The 23585-nt window shown below is 59.3% G+C and carries 19 protein-coding genes; 8 read left to right on the top strand and 11 right to left on the bottom strand.

Going from position 1 to position 23585, the window contains the following annotated elements:
- Positions 1-4: 4 nt before the first annotated feature.
- A complete protein-coding gene (locus GH784_RS05500) occupies positions 5-1342 on the top strand; it encodes an NAD(P)/FAD-dependent oxidoreductase (protein WP_065705460.1) in 1338 nt (445 codons plus the stop codon).
- Positions 1343-1503: 161 nt separating this feature from the next.
- Here the strand turns inward: GH784_RS05500 and GH784_RS27785 are convergent, their stop codons facing one another.
- The 4 genes from GH784_RS27785 to GH784_RS05480 all read right to left on the bottom strand — a co-directional run bounded on the left by GH784_RS27785 (position 1504) and on the right by GH784_RS05480 (position 6787).
- Positions 1504-3327 (bottom strand): ABC transporter ATP-binding protein, encoded by a 1824-nt coding sequence (locus tag GH784_RS27785; protein WP_153793248.1) that lies wholly within the window; start codon positions 3325-3327, stop codon positions 1504-1506.
- 17 nt (positions 3328-3344) lie between these two features.
- Positions 3345-4187 (bottom strand): ABC transporter permease, encoded by an 843-nt coding sequence (locus GH784_RS05490; protein ID WP_035199211.1) that lies wholly within the window; start codon positions 4185-4187, stop codon positions 3345-3347.
- Positions 4184-5131: an ABC transporter permease gene (locus tag GH784_RS05485; RefSeq protein ID WP_013761253.1), complete on the bottom strand. Its 948-nt coding sequence runs from the start codon at positions 5129-5131 to the stop codon at positions 4184-4186. Before GH784_RS05485 ends, GH784_RS05490 begins: the two co-directional genes overlap by 4 nt.
- A 126-nt stretch (positions 5132-5257) precedes the next feature.
- Positions 5258-6787, bottom strand: a complete 1530-nt coding sequence (locus GH784_RS05480; RefSeq protein WP_038493503.1) for an ABC transporter substrate-binding protein — start codon at positions 6785-6787, stop codon at positions 5258-5260.
- Positions 6788-7263: 476 nt separating this feature from the next.
- On the opposite strand from GH784_RS05480, the gene GH784_RS05475 reads away from it, so the two are divergent.
- The 3 genes from GH784_RS05475 (at position 7264) to GH784_RS05465 (ending at position 11898) form a co-directional block, all read left to right on the top strand.
- The gene (locus tag GH784_RS05475) at positions 7264-9315 is read left to right on the top strand and encodes a hydantoinase/oxoprolinase family protein (RefSeq protein ID WP_065705462.1); all 2052 of its coding nucleotides are present in this window, start codon (positions 7264-7266) and stop codon (positions 9313-9315) included.
- Positions 9312-10964, top strand: coding sequence for a hydantoinase B/oxoprolinase family protein (locus GH784_RS05470; protein ID WP_246670444.1), 1653 nt, complete (start codon positions 9312-9314; stop codon positions 10962-10964). The genes GH784_RS05475 and GH784_RS05470 overlap by 4 nt, the downstream gene beginning before the upstream one ends.
- A gap of 169 nt (positions 10965-11133) precedes the next feature.
- Positions 11134-11898, top strand: a complete 765-nt coding sequence (locus GH784_RS05465) for an IclR family transcriptional regulator (protein WP_013761249.1) — start codon at positions 11134-11136, stop codon at positions 11896-11898.
- Here the strand turns inward: GH784_RS05465 and GH784_RS05460 are convergent.
- Positions 11871-12545 (bottom strand): TetR/AcrR family transcriptional regulator, encoded by a 675-nt coding sequence (locus GH784_RS05460; RefSeq protein WP_065705466.1) that lies wholly within the window; start codon positions 12543-12545, stop codon positions 11871-11873. The genes GH784_RS05465 and GH784_RS05460 overlap by 28 nt on opposite strands.
- A 159-nt stretch (positions 12546-12704) precedes the next feature.
- Between GH784_RS05460 and GH784_RS05455 the strand changes: the two genes are divergently transcribed.
- Together GH784_RS05455 and GH784_RS05450 are read left to right on the top strand one after the other, a co-directional pair.
- Positions 12705-14798: a hydantoinase/oxoprolinase family protein gene (locus tag GH784_RS05455; RefSeq protein ID WP_153793247.1), complete on the top strand. Its 2094-nt coding sequence runs from the start codon at positions 12705-12707 to the stop codon at positions 14796-14798.
- Complete coding sequence (locus tag GH784_RS05450) at positions 14795-16384, top strand: hydantoinase B/oxoprolinase family protein (protein WP_065705470.1); 1590 nt, start codon at positions 14795-14797, stop codon at positions 16382-16384. The genes GH784_RS05455 and GH784_RS05450 overlap by 4 nt, the downstream gene beginning before the upstream one ends.
- Positions 16385-16539: 155 nt before the next feature.
- On the opposite strand, the gene GH784_RS05445 is transcribed toward GH784_RS05450, so the two are convergent.
- A complete protein-coding gene (locus tag GH784_RS05445) occupies positions 16540-17058 on the bottom strand; it encodes an Lrp/AsnC family transcriptional regulator (RefSeq protein WP_038493488.1) in 519 nt (172 codons plus the stop codon).
- Between the two features lie 160 nt (positions 17059-17218).
- Here GH784_RS05445 and GH784_RS05440 point away from each other — a divergent pair, with 160 nt between their 5' ends.
- A complete protein-coding gene (locus tag GH784_RS05440) occupies positions 17219-17785 on the top strand; it encodes a PPC domain-containing DNA-binding protein (protein WP_025596087.1) in 567 nt (188 codons plus the stop codon).
- Positions 17772-18179, top strand: coding sequence for a PPC domain-containing DNA-binding protein (locus GH784_RS05435; protein ID WP_035199191.1), 408 nt, complete (start codon positions 17772-17774; stop codon positions 18177-18179). The genes GH784_RS05440 and GH784_RS05435 overlap by 14 nt, the downstream gene beginning before the upstream one ends.
- Before the next feature lie 38 nt (positions 18180-18217).
- Here the strand turns inward: GH784_RS05435 and GH784_RS05430 are convergent, their stop codons facing one another.
- The 5 genes from GH784_RS05430 to GH784_RS05410 are packed head-to-tail and all read right to left on the bottom strand — an operon-like array spanning position 18218 to position 23585.
- The gene (locus tag GH784_RS05430) at positions 18218-19111 is read right to left on the bottom strand and encodes a PCC domain-containing protein (protein ID WP_153793246.1); all 894 of its coding nucleotides are present in this window, start codon (positions 19109-19111) and stop codon (positions 18218-18220) included.
- A complete protein-coding gene (locus GH784_RS05425) occupies positions 19108-19887 on the bottom strand; it encodes an SDR family NAD(P)-dependent oxidoreductase (RefSeq protein WP_065705476.1) in 780 nt (259 codons plus the stop codon). The genes GH784_RS05430 and GH784_RS05425 overlap by 4 nt, the downstream gene beginning before the upstream one ends.
- 31 nt (positions 19888-19918) lie before the next feature.
- Complete coding sequence (locus GH784_RS05420) at positions 19919-21559, bottom strand: acyl-CoA synthetase (protein ID WP_065705478.1); 1641 nt, start codon at positions 21557-21559, stop codon at positions 19919-19921.
- Positions 21556-22725 carry an acetyl-CoA acetyltransferase gene (locus tag GH784_RS05415; RefSeq protein ID WP_003517520.1) on the bottom strand — a complete coding sequence of 390 codons (1170 nt, stop codon included), beginning with the start codon at positions 22723-22725 and terminating at the stop codon, positions 21556-21558. Before GH784_RS05415 ends, GH784_RS05420 begins: the two co-directional genes overlap by 4 nt.
- On the bottom strand, positions 22722-23585 hold the full coding sequence (locus GH784_RS05410; RefSeq protein ID WP_065705480.1) for an IclR family transcriptional regulator: 864 nt from the start codon (positions 23583-23585) through the stop codon (positions 22722-22724). Before GH784_RS05410 ends, GH784_RS05415 begins: the two co-directional genes overlap by 4 nt.

The following is a 23585-nucleotide window of genomic DNA, read 5'->3' as shown; positions in this document are numbered from 1 at the left end:
AAAAATGTCCAGAATAATTCCTGATGCCGTCTTGCCGTCGAAGACCCTGCCTGCGCACGTGGATGTCGTGGTTATCGGTGGCGGCATCATTGGCGTATCGACAGCGTTGTCTCTGGTCGAGCGTGGCATCAGCGTTGCCGTCTGTGAAAAGGGGCTGATCGCTAGTGAGCAATCGTCCCGGAACTGGGGCTGGGTGCGCCAGATGGGGCGTGATCCGGCCGAGTTGCCGCTTTCCATGGAAAGCTTGAGGCTCTGGAGAGGCATGAACGAGCGGGTCGGCGCCGAAACCGGGTTGCGCCAGTGCGGCATTGCCTATCTGTGCGAGACGGACGCTGACGTCGCCTTTTACGAGGAGTGGCTCCAACATGCCGCCGCAGTGGGTCTCGACTCGCGCATTGTGCGCGGTGAGGCAATGCACGCGCTGGTGCCGGGCATGGGCAGGCAGTTCAAGGCCGTGATGCACACTCCGAGCGATTGCAAGGCCGAACCGTTCATGGCGGTTCCCGCCATGGCACGCGGTGCTGCCGCAAAGGGTGCCCATATCCTCACGGGCTGTGCGGTCCGGTCAATCGAACGCTCCGCCGGGAAGGTAAGCAGTGTGGTGACGGAACATGGCGAAATCCGCTGCTCTTCCGTCGTGCTGGCGGGTGGCGCGTGGTCCAGGCTTTTTGCGGGCAATATGGGAATTGATATTCCGATCCTCAAAATCCTGGGCAGCGTCGCGCGTCTGTCGGGTGTTGATGGCATGACGGATATGCCGGTGGGCGGTAACGATTTCGCCTTCCGTCGCCGTTATGATGGCGGCTTTACGGTAGCGCAGCGCAACGCGGATATCGCGCCCGTCACTCCGGATAGCTTCCGTCTGTTCGCCGACTACCTGCCGTCGCTCGTTAAAAACTGGCGGGCATTACGCTTTCGGACAGGCGGGCAGTTCCTGCGGGAAATGGCGATGCCCCGCCAATGGAAAAGTGACGCTGTGACGCCGTTCGAGCAGATCCGCGTTCTCGATCCGGTTCCGTCATCAAAGCTCATTTCCCAAGGTATCGACAAGTTGTCCAAGTCCTTCCCGGCATTTGCAAATGCCCGCATCACGGCCACCTGGGGCGGCCTCATGGATGTCACGCCGGATGCCGTTCCGGTGATCTCTGCTGCTAGTGCCATTCCCGGCCTTTATCTGGCCGTCGGATTTTCCGGCCATGGGTTCGGTATCGGCCCCGGTGCCGGAGCGCTGACGGCTGATCTGGTGACAGGCTCCAAGCCATGCGTCGATCCTGCGCCGTTCCGCCTGGAGCGTTTCGGGCGACTGCACCGCTCGCTGGAGAATTTGCGGCAAGATTTTTAAGATCAAGAGAGGGCGCCCGGTGCGCGGTCCCGCTTCTGCGAGACGTGCTACAGGCGGGCTGATACTTGCCGCGCCGGTCATCCCGCAGACATCTTACGGCTCGGAAAACGGCCAGGTTTCCCGTCAGGTCGTCCAGGCTGATACGGACGCCCAGGGCCAGATCAGGCCCACTCTTCATTCCACACCTGAACCATGTGGCCGGGTGTAACTTCGCGATATTCGCGGTTTGGCGGCGTGAAGGTTTTCGGCCGGATTGGGCTGCGCAACTCTGTATCAGCGAATTTGCGCCGCATATGCCTGCGTGAGGGATCTGGCAGCGGCACGGCCGATAGCAAGCGCCGGGTATAGGGATGTTGCGGATTGGAGAAAACAGCTTCGCGCGGTCCTGTCTCAACGATTTCGCCGAGATACATTACAGCTATGCGATGGCTCATGCGCTCGACAACTGCCATGTCGTGGGAAATGAACAGCAGGCCGAGTTTCAGTCGTTCCTGAAGGTCCAGTAACAAGTTTACCACCTGAGCCTTGACTGAAACGTCGAGTGCCGAAACCGCCTCATCGGCAATGATGAGTTCGGGTTGGAGCGCCAGCGCTCTTGCGATGCAAATGCGCTGGCGTTGCCCGCCGGAAAACTCATGCGGATAACGGCTCGCCATAGCGCCAACCAGACCGACTTCGCCAAGCAGATCACGCGCAAGCTTTCGGGCATTTCGGGGCGTTTCCAACCCATGGATCAAAAGAGGCTCCGCGATGGCGTTTTCAACCGTCAGGCGGGGATTGAGGCTGGCGAATGGGTCCTGAAAAATCATCTGAACTTGACGGGACAGGTCCGATCTGGTGAAGGAGCCAACATCCGCGCCGTGGATATGGATTGAGCCGGAATGCGGCCGGTTAAGCCCGGCCAGCAAGCGGCCAGTGGTCGATTTTCCGCAGCCCGATTCACCTACCAGCGCAAGTGTTTCACCCCGCGACAGCGAAAAGCTGACATTCTCGACCGCATGCACGCGCGAGTGCACCATCCGGGTGAAGGCGGATCGCATCTCGAACCGCGCCGACAGGTTCCTGACCTCGAGAAGCTTGCCACTCGCCGCGTCGATGGTGTCGGGCCGCTTCTTCTGTGGCAGTGCCTGTCCTGTTTCCATGTCGATAATCGGGAAAGGACTGGGGCCATCTTCGCCGGCCGAACCGAGGTGCGGCACGGCGGAAAGCAGGGCGCGCGTATAGGGCTTTTGCGGGCTGGCAAAGACTTCTGATGTCGTGCCGGTCTCAATCTGGTCGCCACGATACATCACCAGCGTACGGTCGGCGATTTCAGCGACGACACCCATATCATGGGTGATGAAAAGCACAGCGGTGCCTTCCTCTTCCTGCAGGGTTTTGATGAGGTCGAGGATCTGCGCCTGAATGGTGACGTCAAGCGCCGTCGTCGGTTCGTCGGCAATCAGAAGGGCGGGGCGACAGGCAAGTGCTATCGCAATCATCACGCGCTGGCGCATGCCTCCGGAAAACTGGTGCGGGTAATCGTCGATACGTTTGGCAGAGGAGGGAATCCGCACTTTCTCCATCAGTTTCAAAGTTTCCGTCCGTGCCACGCTTTTCGAAATACCGTTATGGGCAATCAGGGCTTCCGCGATCTGTTCCCCGACGGTCAGTACCGGATTGAGGCTCGTCATCGGTTCCTGAAAAATCATCGCCACCCGGTTGCCACGGATTTCACGCATGCGAGCAGGGGAAGCGCCGATCAGCTCTTCATTGTCGAGCTTGATCGAGCCTTCGATGCGGCTTGTCTTTTCCGGCAGAAGCTGCATCACGGACAGTGCCGTAACACTCTTGCCGGAACCGCTTTCTCCAACAATCGCAAGTGTTTCCCCGGCACGGATGTCTAGGTTCAGCTCGCGAACCACCGGGTTGAACGTGCCGTCGCGCAGGAATGAGACCTTGAGATTGCGGATGGAGAGGACAGGATGAGGCGTGGTTTCGGTCATTGTCACTTTTTCCTGTTTCATACGCCGCTCTTGCCGCCGCCCGCAAGGACGGCTCCTGCCGCCGAACGCGGGTCGAGCCAGTCGCGCAGCAGATCGCAGACCCCGTTGAGCACGAGGATCATCACGACCAGCGCCAGACAGGGCCAGACAAGCAGCATGGGCTGATGAGCGATGGCCGCCCGGCCGGTTCCGATCATCAGCCCGAGTGAGGGCGAGGGAGGGACGACGCCGAGACCAAGGAAGGACAGGCCCGATTCAAGCACAACCGCCGCCGCCGTGACGAAGCTGGCCTGAACCAGAAGAGGTCCCATGATGTTGGGTAAAATGGTTTTCAACATGATGCGGATGTTACTGGCACCCATGGCCTGTACCGCCTCGACATAATCCTGCGAGCGAACGGTAAGCACGCTGGCATAGGCGATGCGGGTGAAGCCGGGAACGAACACTGCGGCAAGCACGGGGATCAGTGTCATGGGGCCTGGCCCATAAAGGGTTACGGCGAGCATGGCGAGGAGCAGCGGGGGGAAACAGAGCACGACATCCATGGCCCTGAGCGTCAGGATTTCCGGAAAACCTCGCATGTAACCGCCGATAATGCCGAATGCGGTACCGATGACGCCCGAAAGGATGGAGGTCGAGAGGGCGATAAACAGCGAGATACGGATGCCGAAGACCAAACGGGAGAGAATGTCGCGGCCCATTTCATCCTGCCCGAGCGGGAAAGCTGAAGAAGGCCCGGCGAACCGCTGACCCATGGTCATCTTCAGAGGATCTGACAGGGGCAGTACTGGAGCAAGCAGGCATATCAGTGCGATGAGAGCGAGCAGCAGCGGCCAGACGAGACGAAGCGAGCGCGTCATTTGCGAATCCTCGGATCGGTGACACCGTAGACAATATCGACGATGAGGTTGAGCGTGATGAACAGGGCCGAAATGACCAGGATGACCGCAGTAACTGTGGGGTAGTCACGGGAATTGACGGCGCTGACCAGCATGCCGGACAAGCCTGGCCAGTTGAAGACATATTCCACCAGTACCGTGCCGCCGAACAGGCCGCCAAGATTGAGCGCGAAGACCGTGATGACCGGCATCAGCGCGTTGCGCAGCACGTGGCGGGCAATTATGCGCCGTTGCGGCAGACCCTTGGCGCGTGCGGTTCGGACATAATCCAGCGGCAGAACATCGAGCACTGAGGCACGCGCGATGCGCACGACGATCGCCGCAAGACCGAGCGCGATGGCGAAGGCGGGCATTGCCAGCAGGATCAGATGCTTGCCGGGGTCGTCTGAAATATTGACGTATCCACCGGCTGGCACCAGCTTCCACATCTGGGCAAAGACCAGAATTATCAACGTACCGGCGACGAAAACGGGGATGCCCTGGGCAAAACCGGCAAGAAAATTCGAAACGCGATCGAAACTGCCGCCCTGTCGCAAGGCTGCGACAACGCCGACCGGTAAGCCGATGATCAAACTGAGGATCGCGGCGGCTGCGATCAGCTCAAGTGTACGCGGCAGGCGTTTGGCAATTTCGGGTGCGACCGGTGAACCGTCGATCATCGAGTTGCCGAGATCAAAGCGAATGAGGCCGGACATCCGATCGACATATTGCGTCAGTATCGGCCGGTCGAGGCCCAGATCGTTGCGCAACTGCGCAACCGAAGCCGCGTCAGGCGTCGAACCTTCTCCTGAAAGCAGCAGTTCAGCCGGATCGCCTGGCACCATATAAATGGAAAGAAAGACGAGGCTGGTAACGACCCAGAGCAGCGCCAGAGAAATGGCAATTCGCTGCAGGAACCAGAACATGAAGACCCTCCGGCAGTCAGCCGTGCAACGTCAGCCTGAAAATACTTGCCTTTCAGGCCTCTTCCGCACGGAAGATGAGAAACGGGTGCCCGGACAGGCGAGTGCCGACCGGGCTAATTCCAGATGTTACGACAGCGAAAGCTCGTCGAAAAGGCGACCGGAGAAGGGAGAAATCTGGTCCGGAAGCATATGGAAATTGTTGACGCGCTTCAGGTGGGCAAAGCCGGTGGCGCGGTAGGAAAGACCGCAAAAAGGCGTGTATTCGATGACGAGCTTGTCGACTTCGGCATATATCGCCTTGCGCTTTTCCAGGTCGAACTCCGCACGGCCCTTGGCAAGCAGCTCGGTCAGGCCTGGAACCTCGAAATTGCGTGAGCGGAAGAAGGTCGGCGACAGCGTCGGGTCAATAAGGGCGCTTGTCGCATCCGGATCGAAGGTGTCGAGGCCGAGACCCTGAATGGCGAAATCGCCCTGGCCACGGTTACCCATGGTAACGCGGGTGGACCAGTCGGGCATCGTCAGTGTCACGTTGATGCCGACTTCAGCCAGATGGCCCTGGACGATGACGGCGGTATCGCGGTGCATGCCGTACTGTGCGGTCGAGAGCAAATTGACGGTCACACCTTCTGCACCGGCCTCCTTAATGAGCGCCTTGGCGCGGTCGGGGTCGTAGCTCTGCCCCTTGGCGAGTTCGGCGTTGTAGAACGGCGTCGCGGACGAGCGCGGCACGCCTTCGAGCACTGCGCCACGACCGAAGAACACGCCCTTGACGATCTCTTCGCGGCGAATGGCGAGGGAAACGGCGCGCCGCAGGCGCTGGTCCTTGAATGCACCAGCTCCGTTGAACGACAGGAACATGAAAGCGCCTGTGGCAGCTGTCTCAAGCGCAACACTGGCGTCCTTGTCGAGCTGGTCCATTGCGCTCCACGGAACGTAATCGATCACATCGACATCGCCCGCAGTGATCGCTGCAACACGTAGGTTTTCGTCGGCGTAGGCGGTGACACGAACCTTCTTGAAATGCGGCAAGCCGTCCTTGAAATAATGCGGGGAGGCTTCGAAATCGAGGCCTACGCCCTTTTCTGCATTGGCCAGCGTGAACGGGCCTGCGCCTATGCCATGGTCTTGTTTGTCGGTCGAACCCTTGGCGATAATCTGCAGGAAGGGGTTGGCGAAGAGCGCCGGCAGCGCCGCGTTCGGTGATTTCGTCAGGAGCTTGAAGGTGCGGTCATCGACAATCTCGACCTTCTCGACTTCGAGCATCGCATCACGGGTATAGGCGCCGGAGCCCTCCGCCTTGATCTTCTCGATATTCCATTCGATGTCGGCCGACGTGACGGGCTGGCCGTCGGAGAATTTAACATCCTTCAGCTTGATCACCCAGGCGCGGTCGCCGTCTCTGTCGAAGCTTTCGGCCAGTTCACCCACAAGTTTGCCTTCTGGCGTGTAGGCCATGAGGAAACGGTTGATCAGCGAAGAAACGAGTTGGCCGGCATAGCCGACATTCACCCACGGTTTCAGATGAGCGGGATAGGTGGAAAGGCCGATGCGCAATGTGTCGGAAGAGGCCTGCGCAAAGGATCTGGACGCTCCGATGGCAAATGCGGCACCTGAAGCGGCGGTCAATTTCAGAAGGGTACGGCGATCGAGTATCATGGTTAGTTCCCCATTATGTGTTGATACATGCTTGCCAGCCGGCGTGGACGATTTCGGCGCGCCACCTTTCCGGAAAAGTGTCGGTCCCGGTGGGCGTGATCTGGTCCCGTCGATATCGAAAACAATAAAGAGAGCCTTTTCCGGGTGTCAAGCGAAATTCCATTAATTAATTCATTGGAAAATCTTTGTGTCAAATAACGGAATAAGAACCCGAATTTTTTAACCTCCGGCGTAATTTTGTCTTATAATCTAATTATAGGAATACAATAAATATTCTGATCGTAATAATGGAATTGAGATTGACAAGGGAATGAAGCCGATCATAGGGTCTGAACAACTGGCCCGGATTGCCCGGCAGCCGTTTCTCCGGGGCCGAAGGCTTGGCTTTCGCAGCGGGCGGCGCATGCAATCAAGGCAGTGTCGCACGACCTCCAGATGAGGCGTTGCCTTATGACATCCAGAAGAAGGAGCGAGCCATGGCATGGCGGATTGGCGTGGATTCCGGTGGTACTTTTACCGACGTTTGTCTGTTTGAGGATGAGACGGGCGAGGTGGTGATCTGGAAGGTTTCATCAACACCGGATGACCCTTCGCGCGGGATCACGCAGGGTGTGGCCGATGGCATCGAGCGCGTAGGCATCAAGGCCGAGGACGTTTCTTATGTCGGTCACGGTACAACGGTTGCCACAAACGCGCTCATTCAGGGTCGTGGCGCAAAAACAGGGCTTCTGACGACCGGTGGTTTCCGCGATCTGCTGGAAATCGGCCGTCAGAAACGCCCGGACCTCTATGATCTCCAGGCAGATAAGCCTGAACTTCTGGTCGAGCGTCACCTGCGCTTCGGTATTGAAGAGCGTGTTTTGGCCACTGGCACTGTTGAAACACCACTGGACGAGACTGCATTGCGCGAAGCGGTGCGGGCTCTGAAGGCCGATGGCGTAAAGGCGGTCGCAGTCAATTTCCTGTATTCTTTCATGCACGCCGAGCATGAGAAGATCGCGGCCCGCATTCTGGAAGATGAGTTTCCTGAAGCCTTCCATTCGCTGTCACACCGTATCGCGCCGGAATTCCGTGAGTTCGAGCGATTGTCGACCACGGTCGTCAATGCCTATCTTGGCCCCGTCATGCAGGGTTATGTGAAAGCGCTGTCCGGCAAGCTCACCGATCTCGGCATCACGGTTGCGCCGCAGCTCACCCAGTCGAATGGCGGCGTTATCGGCTTTGATGCTGCTGCCGAAATGCCGGTACGCACGGTTCTGTCCGGTCCCTCGACCGGTGTTGTCGCTGCCCAGGCGGTTGGTCGGATGACCGGCATCGACAACCTCATCACGTTTGACATGGGCGGTACCAGCTCTGACGTTGCACTGCTTGCTGATGGTCAGTGCCGAGTGGTGAACGAGTCGGTGGTCCACGGTTATCCGATCAAGGCTCCGATGCTCGATATACACACGGTCGGGGCCGGTGGTGGCTCGATCGCCTATATCGATTCCGGCAATCACCTGAAAGTTGGTCCACGTTCTGCAGGCGCCAATCCTGGTCCGGCCTGCTACGGCCTTGGCAATGACGAGCCGACGGTCACTGACGCCAATGTCGTACTTCAGACACAGAACCCGGAATATCTGCTCAACGGCCGAATGAAGATTGACCGTTCGCTGTCGGTAAAGGCCGTCGAACGGCTTGCGGAAAAGCTCGATATGGGCGTTCTGGAAACCGCGAACGGCATTCTCGACATCGTGACGGCCAACATGGCCAAGGCCATTCGCGTGATTTCCGTCCAGCGTGGCCATGATCCGCGTGACTACGCGCTGGTCGCCTTCGGCGGAGCGGGTCCGGTGCATGCCGTGCGTCTGGCCCGTGAGCTGGGCATGAAGCGCATCGTCGTGCCGAAGACGCCGGGCGTCTTATGCGCTCTTGGCCTTTTGATGACGGATCTGAGAACGGACTTCTCTGCGACTGTCCTGCATCGCCTCGACCAGGTGGCGTCGGAAACGATCTCCACGCTTTATGATGGCCTTTCAGCTCAAGCCAATGCCTGGTTCGAGCGTGAGAAAATCGCACCAGCCGCCCGCGTTGTCACCCGCACTGTCGATTGCCGCTACGCCGGCCAGAATTACGAGATCGCAGTCGCCTTGCCGGAAGGACCGATCACCGAGGAAACCTTCCGCCTCGTCAAGGAGCGTTTCGAGCAGGCGCATCGCCAGCTCTACGGCTTCATCGCCGAAGGTGAGCCTGTGCAGCTTGTTACCTATCGTTTGGTCGCAAGCGGCGTCGTCGAAAAAGCAGCGTTCAAGGCCCGCGAGATGGAGGGCGAGGATTCCTCTGCTGCGATCTCCGGCAAGCGTGATGTCTGGATGGCCGAAGCCGGCGGTTTTACTGCAGCGTCGCTCTATAACCGCGATCTGCTGAAACCCGGTAACGTCGTCGCCGGTCCTGCCATTATCGACCAGATGGATTCGACCACGGTTCTGCCACCTGGATATGTCGCTACGGTCGATGCCTATCTCAACCTCATCGTGGAGGGAAAATGATGACGAATGCAGCCATCGCACAGAACTCTGCTGCAGCACTCAATCCGATAACTGTCGAGGTCATCGGCAGCGCATTTGCCTCCACCGTCGAGGAAATGGGAGAGGCGCTCGTTCGTGCCAGCTATTCCACCAATATCAAGGAACGCCGCGATTGCTCTACGGCACTGTTCGACGCCAGGGGGGCAATGCTTTGCCAGGCAGAACATATCCCGATGCATCTCGGCTCGTTTATCGGCTTTATTCCCTATATTCTGGAGCATGTGGGCGCGGATAGTCTTGCTCCCGGCGACGTGTTTATCGGCAACGACGCCTATGAGGGTGGCGGCACCCATCTGCCGGATATCGTTCTGGCGGAGCCGATTTTCCAGGACGGCAAGTTGATCGCCTGGGCGATCAATACAGCGCACCATTCCGACTTCGCAGATCGCGGCCATGCCCACATCTATCAGGAAGGCCTGCGCATTCCCCCGGTTCGCCTCTATCGAAAGGGCATTCTTCAGGAAGACATCCAGAAGCTGTTTCTCCTGAACTGCCAGGTGCCGCATGAGCGAATGTCGGACCTGCGCGCCCAGATGGCAGCGAACCGCCTTGGCGTGACGCGCCTCAAGGAACTCTGCGACAAGTATTCCACCGGAACGGTTCTCGCTGCTGGTCGCGAACTGATGGACTATGCCGAACGCAAGATGCGCGCCGGCATCGCTTCCATTCCGGATGGCACCTACAGCTTTTCGGATATGTTCGATGCGGAATCGCTGCGGGACGAGCTCGAATTTTCGGTGACAATTACAGTCAAGGGTGACGAGATGCATCTTGATTTCGTCAGCCCGCCGCAGGTTCGCGCCGGTCTGAACGTGGTCTATACCGCGCTCCTTTCCACAGTCTATTATGCGGTGAAGACCGTTGTTGATCCAACCGTCCTGCCAAATGCCGGTCTGGCCCGGCCGATCCATGTGACGGCGAAAAAGGGTACATTGCTCAATTGCGCTCACCCGGCCGCAGTCGATGGCCGCATTGCCGCATGCCAGCGTGTGGTCGATCTCATCCATGGCGCACTCGCGAAGGTGGTTCCGTACCGCGTGACCGCCGCCTGCAACGGATCTGTCGCGGTTGCGAGCTTCTCTGGTACACGCGCGGACGGCAGCCTCTGGGTTTATCTCGAAACTATCGGTGGCGGCTTCGGGGCGCGGCATAACAAGGATGGTCTGGACGGCGTGCATGTCCACATGACAAATACGTCCAACCTTCCACTGGAATCGCTTGAAACCGAATATCCGCTAACGCTGGTTGCCTATGAATTGGTCGACGGTTCCGGTGGTGGCGGACAGTTCAGGGGTGGCATGGGTCTTCGCCGCGTATATCGCGCGGAAGCAGATTGCCGGGTCTCCATCGGTGGCTCCCGCTTCGTCTCGCGCCCCTGGGGTCTGGATGGTGGCCTTGCAGGTGGTCTTGGCTCCTTTACCATTCTCGGTGCGCCCGAGCGGCTGGTGAATGGTGCCGGCGACATCTTCAAGGGTGACATTCTCGAGATCGTAACGCCCGGTGCCGGCGGATATGGCGAGCCCTCCATGCGCGACCCGGCATCCATTGCAGCCGACGTCCGTGACGGACGCATTTCCTCCGAAGCGGCCAAATCCGTTTACGGGCTCTGATTTCCCAAGCTGGCCCGGTTTCCCTCCATAGGGAGCCGGGTCTTTTTTGGGCGAGTGGCTTGAGGTTCCAATTTTTTAACCCGCTTGACTACCCATGCCATATTGCCTAATCCAGTTCCAATTATCGGATTTTAATGAATGATATATTCACCGAAACCCAGGGGACAGCATGGCAAAGCAATCGTCCAGCAATGTCGAACGCGGTGCGGAAATTCTTCTGGCGCTAGGCAATGCGGGTGTCGGCGGCATGAGCCTTGCTGAAATCGCAGATGGGATCGGTGATGCTAAATCGGCGGTGCATCGGGCTCTGACGGGACTGTCTCATTACGGTTTTGTTGAGCAGAGCGGTCGGCGCGGCAACTACAGGCTGGGTAGCGCGATTTATGCGCTGGCGCAGCGCGTGCCAGGTATTGGTGATCTGGTCGATCTTTTCCGTCCGGCGCTTATTTCCATCACCGCCGGCACAAACATATCAAGTTTTCTCATGGCGCGGTCGGGTTTCGAATCCGTTTGCCTCGATTTCCAGCTGAGCGCGGCGCCGGTCCAACCCTTGCTTTCGGGCGTGGGCGGGCGTCTGCCGCTTGGTATCGGCCATGCAGGGGTTTGCATGATGGCACGGCTGGACAGGGAATCCCGCGAACGCATCCTCGAAATCAACGCCCCGCATTACGAACAATGGCAGATCGAAACGGATACCATCCGCGCCGAGATCGAGATGTTCCTCGAAAAAGGCTATGTGATCGGCACGCGCAAGGCGGCGGGGTACGAGGTCTGGACGCTTTCGTTTGCGCCCGCGCCCGGTGACAATCGTTATGGCGAAACCGGGGTTTCTCTGCTTGCGCTGGCCAACAGCGTTTCGGATGACGAGGCACAGCGCTGCGTCGCGCTGATGTCTGAAGCACTGCCCTACAAGTGGTCCGGCCTCAACGCGTAACGCCGGATCATTTCCTGGATATGGGCAAGGCGCGCGGTGCGCGCCGGTTCAGCAAGAACGTCCCGCCCGAAGGTAAAGCGGATGGTGTGTGCCGTGGAGACCGTGGCCCAGCACAGATTCGAGATTGACAGCCATAACTCGACAGGGTCCAACTGAGGGCGAAAAACGCCAGCTGTGACGCCACGCTCCAGAATGCCCGCCACCATCCGGGAAATATTTCCCGCATATACCGTTTCGGGCTCCGATTCGCGGATGTTCTCGCCACCGTGCAGGTTCTCGATGCCGACAAGCGTCAGGAAGCCCTGATTGTTCCGGTAGTAGTCAAAGGTGAACTCCACAAGCCGGTCGAGCGCAGCAACCGGATCCGAAGGCATAGCCAGCGATTCCTCTGCATCGCGCATTGCCCGGTAAGCGTCTTCCAGCACATGCCGGAACAACACTTCCTTGCGGGAAAAATGCCGATAGACAAGTGCCTTGTTAACGCCAGCCGAATGGGCGATAGCCTCGATATTTGCACCTTCCAGACCGTGCGCAACGAATTCGCCTGCCGCAGCCACAAGAATGGCCTTGCGGGTGCGCGAGGTGCGCGCCGCGTGTGATCCTGGCGGCTTTTCATTCACCTTTGTTGCCTGCGGCCTGTCGTTCATTCATGTCGTCCTTCCGTGGCCGGTGAATATCATCTTTGTCTCGTCTTGTCCTCTCTTCGGCAGGGAACGAATTTTGCAGCGTTGTCGCCAACACCTCTTTACAGCTCCCGTTGCTTCTGTTTTTGTAACGACAACGTTACTGTTACACAAGAGGCAGTTATGACCCCGCATATACGTGTCGCATCCGACGTCGGCGGAACTTTCACCGACAGCATTGCCTATGACGAGACGACGAGAACCATCACCGTCTCGAAGGTATCGACCACGCCGGTCAACCGTGCGCTCGGCACGCTTGAAGGCCTGCGAAACGCCCTGGGCCTGCAGGGCGCGAGCGGTGCGGATGTTGCGTATGTCGGCCATGGCATGACAACTGCAACCAATGCCGTGATCCAGCGCAATGGCGCAAAGACGGCATTTCTCACCAATCACGGCTTTCGCGATCTCCTTGAAATCGGCCGCCAGAACCGTCCGACGCTGTTCGATCTGACCAGGGTGAAGCCTGAACCGTTGGTGCCGCGCGAACTTTGTTTTACGGCGCGGGGCCGTATTCTGCCGACAGGTAAAGAGTTGCAGCCGCTCGACGAGGCCGGTGTGCGCGCGGCTGGTGAAGCGATGAAGGCGGCTGGCGTCGAGGCCGTCGCCATCCTTTTTCTCCACTCTTACGCCAATCCCTCCCATGAGTTGCGGGCGCGCGATATTCTGGCTGAAGTCCTTCCAGATGTGGCAATTTCCGCTTCGGTCGAGGTGAATGCTGAATTCCGCGAATACGAGCGCGGCTCGACGGCGGTGCTCAATGCCTATCTTCGTCCGGTCATGGACCGTTATCTGTCTTCGCTCTCCGGTATGTTGCAGGATGAGAAGGAAGGGCTGGGCCTTGGCCGCGACCGTCCGGTTATGGTGATGGATGCTGCCGGTGGACTGATGAGCCTCGAAGGAGCGCGCCTCAAGCCCGTCCATACCGTTCTATCCGGCCCCGCCGGTGGTGTGGTCGCCAGCGCGCATGTGGCTATGCTGGCAGGTATTCCCGATATCATCACCATGGATATTGGTGGAACGTCCACGGATATCAGTCTCATCCGGGCTGGACGGCCGGAAATCACCCGTTCGGCCAGTCTTGAAACCGTGCCGATCCGCCTGCCGGTTATCGATATCAATGCTATCGGTGCGGGCGGTGGTTCCATTGCCTGGATTGATGACGGTGGGGCGTTGCGTGCGGGGCCGATGAGCGCCGAGGCGGTGCCGGGCCCCGTTTGCTATCGTCGCGGTGGAACGTTGCCGACAGTTACCGATGCCAATCTTGTGCTGGGGCGGTTCTCGCCGCAATCGCGTCTGGGCGGTTCGATGACACTTGATCTGGATGGGGCCCATAAAGCCATCAACGATGTCATTGCCCAACCACTTGGTCTTGATGTCTATGAGGCGGCGGCAGGAATATTGCGCGTAGCCCATGCCAACATTGTTCGGGGCATCCGCGTTGTTTCCGTGGAACGTGGTTATGATCCACGTGATTTCGCGCTTGTGCCATTCGGCGGTGCGGGACCGATGCATGGCAGCCCCGTAGCCCGCGAACTCAAGATGCCGCGTGTAATGGTGCCGCCGACCCCTGGCATTCTCTGTGCGCTGGGACAGCTGATTTCAGACCTGCGCCACGATTTCGTCGAAACACACGTCGTCCCCTATGCCGCCAATGGCGAAGCTGAAGCGGCTTTGCGCATCAAGCGCCTGACTGACCGCGCCGACGGCCATCTCGATCATGATGGCGTCGCGCCGGACCGGCGCGACGTGGAAATACGCATCGACATGCGCTATCAGGGCCAGTCGTTTGAACTGTCAGTGACGGTGAATCCCGGCGAACCCTGTTGGTGGGAGGACCTTCCTCGCCGGTTTCACGCCGCGCACCGGGCCCGCTTCGGTCATGCTGACGAAAACGCCGCAATCGAGATCGCCGGCTTCGGCGTCACAGGTATCGGCCGCATCAAAACGCCGGTGCTTCCCGAACTCGACGACGGAGGCCCTGCGCCCGACAACGATGCCCTGACCGGCGAACGCCCGGTCTATTACGACCCTGGCGATACCGGCGCGCGTGGCGCCTTCTATAAGGCGGCGGTCTACGCCCGCGAAAAGCTCAAGGCTGGCAACATGGTATTCGGCCCCGCCATTATCGAGGAAGTTTCTTCGACCACCGTTCTTTATCCTGCCGACAGTCTCACGGTTCACAAATCAGGCAGTCTGATCGTTGAGGTAGCAGAATGACCATGTTTGATCCGATCCGTCTCGAAGTTCTGCGAAATGCCCTGGAAGCAACCGCGCAGGAAATGGGCGTCGTGCTGAAATGCACTGCCTTTTCGCCCAACATTAAAGAACGCATGGACGCATCCTGCGCAATCTTCAACGCGAATGCGGAGCTGGTCGCGCAGGCCGAGCACGTACCGGTGCATCTTGGTTCCATGCTGAGGGCCGTTGCGCCGACACTTGCACAGTTGCCACCGCTCAAGGAAGGCGATGTCGTCATCGTCAACGACCCTTTTGTTGCCGGCGCGCATCTGCCCGACATCACGTTGATAGCTCCCGTTTTCGCCGCAGGTGAACTCGTTGCGCACGTGGCAAGCCGCGCGCACCATTCGGATGTCGGAGGCATGGAGCCCGGTTCGATGCCCGGCAGCTCAACAGAGATATTCCAGGAGGGACTGATCATTCCGCCAGTCCTACTTTACGACGGAGGTGCGGAACAGGCCGGTATCATGCGCATGGTGCTTGCCAATGTGCGCACGCCGGAAGAGAGGCGCGGTGATCTCAATGCCCAGTTGGCGGCTCTCAGGATCGGGGAGACCCGCCTGCAGGAAATGGTGGGGCGTTTCGGTGTCGATGGGCTGAAACAGGGCCTGTCGGCCATTCTTGACTATTCCGAGCGGCGCATGCTGAAGCGCCTCGCTGAGTTGCCGCCCGGCCGCTACGAGGCCGAAGACTGGCTGGATGACGATGGATCAAGCCCGGAGAAAGTCCTGATCAGGGTTGCCGTCGATGTTGCGCCCGACCGTCTGGTATTCGATTTTGCAGGAACCGCGCCGCAGCGGCGTGGCAATGTCAATGCGGTCAAGCCGATGACCCATTCGGCGGTGTTCTACGCCATCAAGATACTGACCGACGCAACACTTCCGCCAAATGCCGGCGTGTTGCGTCCAGTCGAAATTCACATTCCGCAGGGCTGTTTCCTCGATGCCCAGCCGCCGGCCGCCGTCTGCGCGGGCAATACTGAAACCACGCAACGCGTGGCAGACACGGTACTGCGCGCCTTTGCGCTTATCGCGCCCGATCGCATCGCTGCCGCCAGTCAGGGGACGATGAATCTGATCGGCATTGGTGGACGTGATCCCCGAAGCGGAAGGCCCTATACCTATATCGAGACGATTGGTGGGGGGCAGGGCGGCCGTCCTTATGGTGCAGGCATGCATGGCGTGCACGCAAATATGTCGAACACGCTCAACACCCCGATCGAGGCGCTTGAAATCAGCTATCCGCTGCGTATCGAACGTTATGAGCTGCGCCAGGGATCGGGCGGGACGGGGCACCATGCCGGCGGCGAAGGCCTGATACGCGCCATTACAGCGGTGGATCACGAGGCGCGTGTTTCGCTTCAATCCGACCGTCGGATCACTGGTCCTTACGGTCTGCATGGCGGTGACGCCGGCGCGACGGGACAAAACTCGGTCATCGATGCGGCCGGCATTGCGACACCGCTAGCCGGCAAAGGCTCGGTAACGCTTTCGTCTGGAGAAACGGTCGTCGTGGAAACGCCCGGCGGCGGCGGCTGGGGGAGGGTTCCGGTTCAGATCGAATAGAGACGCTAGAGTCTCCCGCATACCTTGGACATCTGCGATCTTCTGCGGCACGCCATTGCCCGGAAACGACAATTTCAAGTCGGTTCAGTCACCAGCTGAGGAACGAGGGGGGGCGCAGACGCGACTACTACCTTTTTACCCGCAATCCGCTGCCGCTATCTTGCCGGCACGCGGCCGGTGCCAGTCGCTTCCATTGATGGTGGTTCGGGATCGGGTACGACTGATAATGTGTGTTTGAGACATTTAAGTGCGAAACAGGATCGGGAGTGGCGTACACCCTCGATCTTGTAGAGCTTCCGGCGCAGAAACTGCTCGTAGCCTGCAGTTCCTGCCACCGCCACCTTGATGAGATAATCATATTCGCCTGTCGTCAGATAGGCTTCCAGCACCTCCGGAAGAGCGGCCATCGCCTCTCCGAAGCGTTCCAGAACCTCGTCGTCGTGGCGCTCCAGCATCACCTCGATGATAACAGTTTCGCTCAGTCCAAGCTTGGCCTGATCGAGAATGGCGGTATAGCCGCGAATGACCCCTTCGTCTTCCAGCCGCTTGACACGCTGCCAGCAGGGACTGGGCGACAACCCCACCTTTTCCGAAAGCTCCGCATTGCTCAACCTGCCGTTCTCCAGCAGGGCGCGCAATATCTTGCGGTCAATTCTGTCCAGCGGTTTCGTCATCCCCGGTCTCCACACAATACGTTGCAAAAATCTGCCGTCACTGCGGCAGACTGAGAAAGAAATGTTTTCCGACAGGCGGTTTGGCGCTGGCATTCGAAAGCACCTTCCGCTGGTTTTTAAGTACCGTACTGCAAGGTACAGGCAGCAGGGAGGAGCAGGCGTGGCACCCGTAGAACAGCATCATTTTCCAAGGCCGAGAACGTTGATCCATCCCGGCATTTCCTCGCCGGTGCGCATCAACAGCCTGCACTCGCCATCCGCGCGCCACGTGCGGCTGTTCATTGCGGCGGGCCGCAGTCTTTACGATGGAATCGTGCAGCCGCTTTTCGAAAACGGCATTGAGAATGCCTCGCTCACCATTCTCGGCGGCTATTTCGACATATTGTCCTATTGCGTCGCTCCGCCCGACCCTTCCGGCAAGGCGGTCATTGCCTATACGAAACCCATCGACGCCGGTGCGGCCTGGCTTGTCTTCGGCAATGCTACGCTCGGGCGCAGCATGAAGGGCGAGCCGATTGTTCATTGCCATGCCGCCATGCGCACCGCGGCGGGTGTGGTCAAGGGCGGCCATCTGCTGACTGAATCCTGTATTGTTGGCGAGAGCGGCGTTTCCGCCCTGGTGACGTCACTCGACAGTTTCGTGCTGCAGCAGTCCTTCGACCCCGAAACCAACATTCCCCTTCTTCAACCCAGGAACCGTACGGAGCGCGCTGATGAACACGCATAACACTGTCGAAATCGGATCCATGGGGCGTGTGGCCTATGCCCGCATCGCACCCAATGAAGACCTTGTTCTCGGTGTCGAAAAACTGTGCCTTGCCGAAGGTTTCAGAAATGCCTTTGTGCGCGGTGCACTTGGTAGTCTCGTTGATGCCTGTCTCGGCACCCGCAACGGCGCGTTCTTGCAAATACGCGGTCCCGCCGTGGAAATCGTCTCCATCGCCGGCGAAGTGCGTGCCCAGCCGGACGGCTCGCTGCGCGCCTCGCTGACCGGTGTCGTCGCCGATACCGAAGGTTCGGTTTATGGCGGTCCCTTTATCGCCGGAGCTAACCCGGTTTGCATGACTTTTGAAGTGACGCTGGAAGAGTGGTTGCCTGCGGAAAAGCCGCAGGCGGCGTGAGTTGTCGTCAGGCGGGCCGGTGAGTTGCTCAGCGCAACTCATGCGGCGCGCCCCTGTCTTTCGGTCAGAAGTAGCTCGAAAGTAACGCAGACCGGGTTCTTGCCGCGCACCAGCCGCCCGCCGCTGATATGTGTGGTGAGGTCCACCATCGCAATATCCAGCATTGCTTGTCGGTCTCCCGACGCGGCCGTGGCGATACGGCCGTTTCTTATGAGGATTTCGCTCGCGTAGGCAGTGAGGCTTGTTCCGTCTTCATAATCCGCACCGACCAGGCTGCCAATTCCATTTACTTCGACTTCTCGCAGGCCAAACTGGGTAGAGACCTCTTCGAGTGCCGTGCATATATCGGTATTGGGGCGCACTGTGCATAAAAGTGCCCGAAGACCCGAACCCTTCTGGCGGCGCTGCTGCGCGATGGGTGTAAAAAGGGGGAAGTTGGTTTCCTCATCCTTTTGCACATCGAGGATCGCTCCATCTAGCGCCAGAGCTTCAAGCGTTGTTTCTACAGCAAATTCGGTCTCGAAAGGCAGCAGATGCCCCATGGAGACAACGCCGTCGGCACTCTTCCATGAACCATGGCAATGCAGAAACGGCGCGCTATCTCGCCGGCCCATATGCAGGCCGGCATCGATGATAGTGCCACCCGGCATGGAAAAGGTTTCGCTATACCATGCGGCATGGGCGTCATCCGGTGCGGCTGCCGGCATGACATAATGCAGCCGTTTCATCGGTACGTTCTTCAGTCTGACGTAACCGCCTGCGAACCCCAACTCCGCAAAGGCATCGGCAATCGCTTCATTGGCGCTTACGCCGGGCCGGATCGTCAGAGTAACAGGATAGGCATGGCAGCCGACGGCGCGAAAGCGTTCAGGCGTTATCGGTCCGGGATGGACGATGTGGCGGGGAAGCTCTTGCGTGCATGTCTCCGTCATACCGCAAGCCCCGCGGTAATGAAGCCCCCATCCACGGCGAGTACCTGTCCGTTTATGTAGCTTGCGTCATCCGACACGAGGAAAGCCACGGCAGAGGCGATCTCGTCCGTCCTGCCATAGCGATGCATCGGAACGCGGCTATGCCATTGGTCGCGAACATTTTCCGTATGAACCGCCTGGGTGAGGGGAGTATCGACCGGACCGGGAGCAATTGCGTTGACACGAATGCCTGATTGCCCCAGCTCGTTTGCCATTACCATCGTAAGAAGATTGACGCCGCCCTTCGAAGCGCCATAGGCACTGCGGCCACGATTTCCACACATGCCGGAAACAGAACTGATATTCACGATCGAGCCGGCAAGATCGCGCTCCAGCCAGTAACGTGCGGCAGTGCGCGCTACCGCGAAGCTGCCGACGAGATTGACATCAACGATGCGGCGAAATTCTTCGACGCTTGTGTCGACGGACAGTTTGTCGATACCGATGCCGGCGCTGTTGACGACGGCGACCAGATCAACCGCATGATCGGCACCGTTAGCCGTCAGGGCGGCGAATGCCCTCTCTATCGATGCCTCGTCCGCAACATTGCAGACGATGCCGCGCGAGAGATCGATACCGAGCTTTTCGCAGGCTATATCCAGCGCCTCGCGCTTGAGATCCAGCAACCATGGCTGCCAGCCGCGCGCCATCAGGAGCTGCGCAGTGGAGAAACCGATGCCGGATGCACCGCCGGTGATTGCGACGGCCCCTTTTGTCCCTGTCTTCTCTTGTGTCATGCCGTCTCCTCCCGATTGAATGTCACGCCTGTCAGCCTGTCCGCTTTTCTTCGAAAGCCGGCATCTGACCGCGTTTCTCCAGTTCCTCGCGGATCATTTTCTTGGTGATCTTGCCGTAGGCGGATTTCGGCATGGCATCCCAGAACACCACTGATTTCGGCAGCTTGTAGCGGGCCATCTTGCCTTCCAGATATGCCTTCAGATCGATGGCGGCGATATCCGCGCCCTCGCGGGCCACGCACACGGCCACACCGACCTCGCCCCACACCGCGTCCGGCACACCCAGAACCGCAGTCTCGCTGATGTCAGGATGCATGAGGATTTTTTCCTCGATTTCACGCGGATAGATGTTCGAGCCGCCGGAAATATACATGTCGGAGGCGCGCCCGGTGATGTAGACGAAGCCGTTCTCATCGCGATGACCAAGGTCGCCCGTGCGGAACCAGCCATTGCGGAAGGCTTTGGCATTGGCCTCGGGATTATCGTAGTAGCCGGCGAAAACGGCGGGACCGATTACACAAATTTCGCCGGTTTCGCCTGCGCCAACCTCCTCGCCAGCATCGTTCTGGATCTGCACTTCCATGGCGGTGCGGTCGAAGCCGCAGGTGCCGATCCGCGTTTCCGGACCGTCCTCGGCGTTATGAAAAGAAGGCGGCAGCACGGTGATATTCCCGGTGACTTCACCCAGGCCGAAATATTGCACCAGCACCGGGCCAAGCTTTGCAAGCGCCCGTTTCTGGTCCGCGCGATACATCGGCGCGCCGGCATAGATGACATAGCGCAGCGAGGAGTGGTCGAAACGATCCACAGAGGGGTCTTCGACGAGCATTTTAAGGATGGTCGGTACAGTGAAGGCGTTGGTGATATGCCATTTTTCGATCAGCGCCCAGACGGCGGGCACATCGAGCTTTTCCGCCGCCGGAAGCACGGTTTTCGCGCCATGCGCCACCTGCACCAGCTGGTGAATGCCCGCACCGTGTGAAAGCGGGGCAACGACGATGGAGGCGTCGTCCGGTCCGGTGCCGGGCATCAGATCGCAGAGATGGTTGGTGATGACGAACGCCATCTGGCCATGGGTAAGCACTGCAGCCTTGGGCCGGCCGGTGGTGCCTGAGGTGAAGAAGAACCAACACGGGTCATCCCGATCCACTGCCTGACTTTTGACTTTGTGCCCCATATGACGGGCCACGATGGCATCGTAATCCTCACCGAACTCAGCCGTACCGATGGCGATGCTGAAATCGATAGTGCTTGCCTCATGGCTGGCTTTTGCATGATCGGGAAAAGCACTGGCGCAAATCATGCCGCGTGCGCCGCTGGCCTTCGCCAGATAGGCAACTTCATCGGGCGATTGACGGTAATTGGTCGGCACCCACACCGCACCCACGCGGAAGCATGCGAACATGGATTCGAACATCTGGTTGTTGTTGGAGGACTGCACCAGAATGCGGTCCCCCTTTCTGACGCCGAATTCAGTCTCCAGCGCATGGGCCATGGCGTCGACGCGGGCTTCCATTTGAGCCCAGCTCCAAGTCTTTTCACCCCAGACGAAACCGATATGGTCCGGGTTGCGGCGTGCCGCCTGCGTCAGGAAATGCGAGAGGTTCATCACCCGCGTGGTGGAGGGCGCAACCCCGCCCGCGGGATGCTGCACGGCACTTTGCGTCGTCATTTCACACGCTCCATGATCGAGACGTAATTGGCAACCGCCGTGCCACCCATGTTGAACACGCCAGCCAGCGAGGCATTGGGAATTTGCATGTCGCCTGCCTCGCCCATCAATTGCATCGCCGCCATGACATGCATGGAAACGCCGGTCGCCCCGACGGGATGACCTTTCGACTTCAATCCACCCGATGGGTTGATTGGCAGGCGTCCGGTCTTCAGCGCCGTTCCATCCTGGACAACGCGATATCCTTCACCGGGCTTCGCAAGCCCCATGGCCTCATATTCGATAAGTTCGGCAATGGTGAAGCAGTCGTGCGTTTCAACGAAAGAGAGGTCGTCGAGCGTTGCGCCGGCAAGTTCCAGCGAGCCGGCCCAGGCGCGGCGCGCGCCTTCGAAGGCCAACGGATCGCGACGGCTCAATGCCATGATGTCATTGACATGCTTGCGGCCCCGGAAACCGATGGCGCGGTTGAGTGTGGCTGCCGTTTCCTCGTCGGCCAAAATGATCGCGGCAGCGCCATCAGAAATCAGCGAGCAGTCGGTGCGGCGCAGCGGGCCTGCGACGTAGGGGTTCTTGTCCGAAACCGTATTGCAGAAATCGAAGCCGAAATCCTTGCGCATATGGGCATAGGGATTGACCGCGCCATTGGCGTGGTTCTTTGCGGCAATCATCGCCAGCTCTTCGGAGCGGTCGCCATAACGTTGAAAATATGCCTGTGCGATGCGGCCGAACTGACCAGCAAACCCGCCGGGAATATTGGCCTCCTCTGCACGGTAACAGGCGGAGAGCAGGATTTCGCCTACCTCTGCGGTCGGCAGCGCCGTCATTTTTTCGGCGCCGACAACGAGTGCGATACGGCCGCGCCCGGCTTCGATGAAATCCATGGCGCTATAGAGGGCGGCCGATCCTGTTGAGCAGGCATTTTCGAACCGCACCGCCGGCGTATAGGCGAGGCGCTCATCGCCCATCGCTACCAGGGCGCCCTGAAAATCCTGTTTCGAGAAGCCATTGTTCATCACGCCGACGAAAATGCCGTCGATATCGCTGACATCGACGCCCGCATGGTCTATGGCCGGCGCCACGACCGAAGCCATCAGTTGCTCGGTATTTTCAAGGGCCGACTTGCCGAAAGGCGAATGCGCCCAGCCGACGATCTGCGCTTTGCTCATTTGCTCGTTCTCCTCGTTTGCCGTTTCGTGTCGCCTTCACCGCGCGTGCGGGCGCGGCTGGCCATCATTTCTGCGATGCGTGTCTCGATGCGGGTTACTTCCTCGCGCAACAGCGCTGCCAGTTCCGGCTGGCGCTCCGGCCGCATGCGGCTGTCCACAGCGGCAATGCTCAGTGCTCCCGCCACAGCGCCATCAGGCGCGCGGATGGCAACGCCAATACCCCAGGAATTAGAAAGGATCAGGCCGGGGTTGAGCGAATAGCCATTGGCTCTCGTCAACTCGACATCACGGCGCAGGCCCTCAAGCGTTATGCCGGGATAATTAGCGGCAATCAGCCCGCTATTGGCCGCAATGATACTTTCCACCTCGGCGTCCGGCAGCGCCGCCAGCATGGCGAGCGAACCCGCGCCAATACCCAAGGGGTGTTCGAAACCGGCCTGAAGCGCATGGGTGCGCACCGGCCAGGTGCCTTCTTCGCGGTAAAGGCACAGGGAAAATGTATCACGGCGCACGGAAAGGAAGCTCGAATCCTCCGAGCGGCGGGAAATGCGCGTCAGGCCGTCCTGCGCCATTTGAAGAAGGCCAAACCGGCGCGATGACAGGCTGCCCAGCACATAGGTTTCTTCGCCGAGGTAATAACGCCGCGTTTCCTCATCCTGCTCCACAAGGCCGGCACGGATCAGAGCCAGCAGCAGGCGGCGGGCCGTGGGCTTGTTCAGTCCGCTTTCTGTCACGATGACCGAAAGCGCCACGCCGCGTTCCGCGTGCCTCCCGACCATGGAGAGCAGCGCCAGAGCCCGGTCCACCGCGCGCGCGCCCGTCAGATCTTTTTCAACCGGGATCGTTGTTGTTGTTGCCAT

The organism is Agrobacterium tumefaciens (assembly GCF_009649785.1).
Taxonomy (GTDB): Bacteria; Pseudomonadota; Alphaproteobacteria; order Rhizobiales; family Rhizobiaceae; genus Agrobacterium; species Agrobacterium tumefaciens.
The sequence above is the reverse complement of the archived record's forward strand: the minus strand, read 5'-3'. Positions and strand labels throughout refer to the sequence as shown.

What these genes read in the sequence shown, in the direction of transcription:
- GH784_RS05410 (WP_065705480.1), bottom strand. Translation starts at nt 23,585, where the DNA reads ATGGCAACAACAACAACGATCCCGGTTGAAAAAGATCTGACGGGCGCG.
- GH784_RS05470 (WP_246670444.1), top strand. Translation starts at nt 9,312, where the DNA reads ATGATGACGAATGCAGCCATCGCACAGAACTCTGCTGCAGCACTCAAT.
- GH784_RS05420 (WP_065705478.1), bottom strand. Translation starts at nt 21,559, where the DNA reads ATGACGACGCAAAGTGCCGTGCAGCATCCCGCGGGCGGGGTTGCGCCC.
- GH784_RS27785 (WP_153793248.1), bottom strand. Translation starts at nt 3,327, where the DNA reads ATGACCGAAACCACGCCTCATCCTGTCCTCTCCATCCGCAATCTCAAG.
- GH784_RS05435 (WP_035199191.1), top strand. Translation starts at nt 17,772, where the DNA reads ATGAACACGCATAACACTGTCGAAATCGGATCCATGGGGCGTGTGGCC.
- GH784_RS05455 (WP_153793247.1), top strand. Translation starts at nt 12,705, where the DNA reads ATGACCCCGCATATACGTGTCGCATCCGACGTCGGCGGAACTTTCACC.
- GH784_RS05490 (WP_035199211.1), bottom strand. Translation starts at nt 4,187, where the DNA reads ATGACGCGCTCGCTTCGTCTCGTCTGGCCGCTGCTGCTCGCTCTCATC.
- GH784_RS05430 (WP_153793246.1), bottom strand. Translation starts at nt 19,111, where the DNA reads ATGACGGAGACATGCACGCAAGAGCTTCCCCGCCACATCGTCCATCCC.
- GH784_RS05415 (WP_003517520.1), bottom strand. Translation starts at nt 22,725, where the DNA reads ATGAGCAAAGCGCAGATCGTCGGCTGGGCGCATTCGCCTTTCGGCAAG.
- GH784_RS05425 (WP_065705476.1), bottom strand. Translation starts at nt 19,887, where the DNA reads ATGACACAAGAGAAGACAGGGACAAAAGGGGCCGTCGCAATCACCGGC.
- GH784_RS05500 (WP_065705460.1), top strand. Translation starts at nt 5, where the DNA reads ATGTCCAGAATAATTCCTGATGCCGTCTTGCCGTCGAAGACCCTGCCT.
- GH784_RS05445 (WP_038493488.1), bottom strand. Translation starts at nt 17,058, where the DNA reads ATGACGAAACCGCTGGACAGAATTGACCGCAAGATATTGCGCGCCCTG.
- GH784_RS05465 (WP_013761249.1), top strand. Translation starts at nt 11,134, where the DNA reads ATGGCAAAGCAATCGTCCAGCAATGTCGAACGCGGTGCGGAAATTCTT.
- GH784_RS05460 (WP_065705466.1), bottom strand. Translation starts at nt 12,545, where the DNA reads ATGAACGACAGGCCGCAGGCAACAAAGGTGAATGAAAAGCCGCCAGGA.
- GH784_RS05475 (WP_065705462.1), top strand. Translation starts at nt 7,264, where the DNA reads ATGGCATGGCGGATTGGCGTGGATTCCGGTGGTACTTTTACCGACGTT.
- GH784_RS05450 (WP_065705470.1), top strand. Translation starts at nt 14,795, where the DNA reads ATGACCATGTTTGATCCGATCCGTCTCGAAGTTCTGCGAAATGCCCTG.
- GH784_RS05485 (WP_013761253.1), bottom strand. Translation starts at nt 5,131, where the DNA reads ATGTTCTGGTTCCTGCAGCGAATTGCCATTTCTCTGGCGCTGCTCTGG.
- GH784_RS05480 (WP_038493503.1), bottom strand. Translation starts at nt 6,787, where the DNA reads ATGATACTCGATCGCCGTACCCTTCTGAAATTGACCGCCGCTTCAGGT.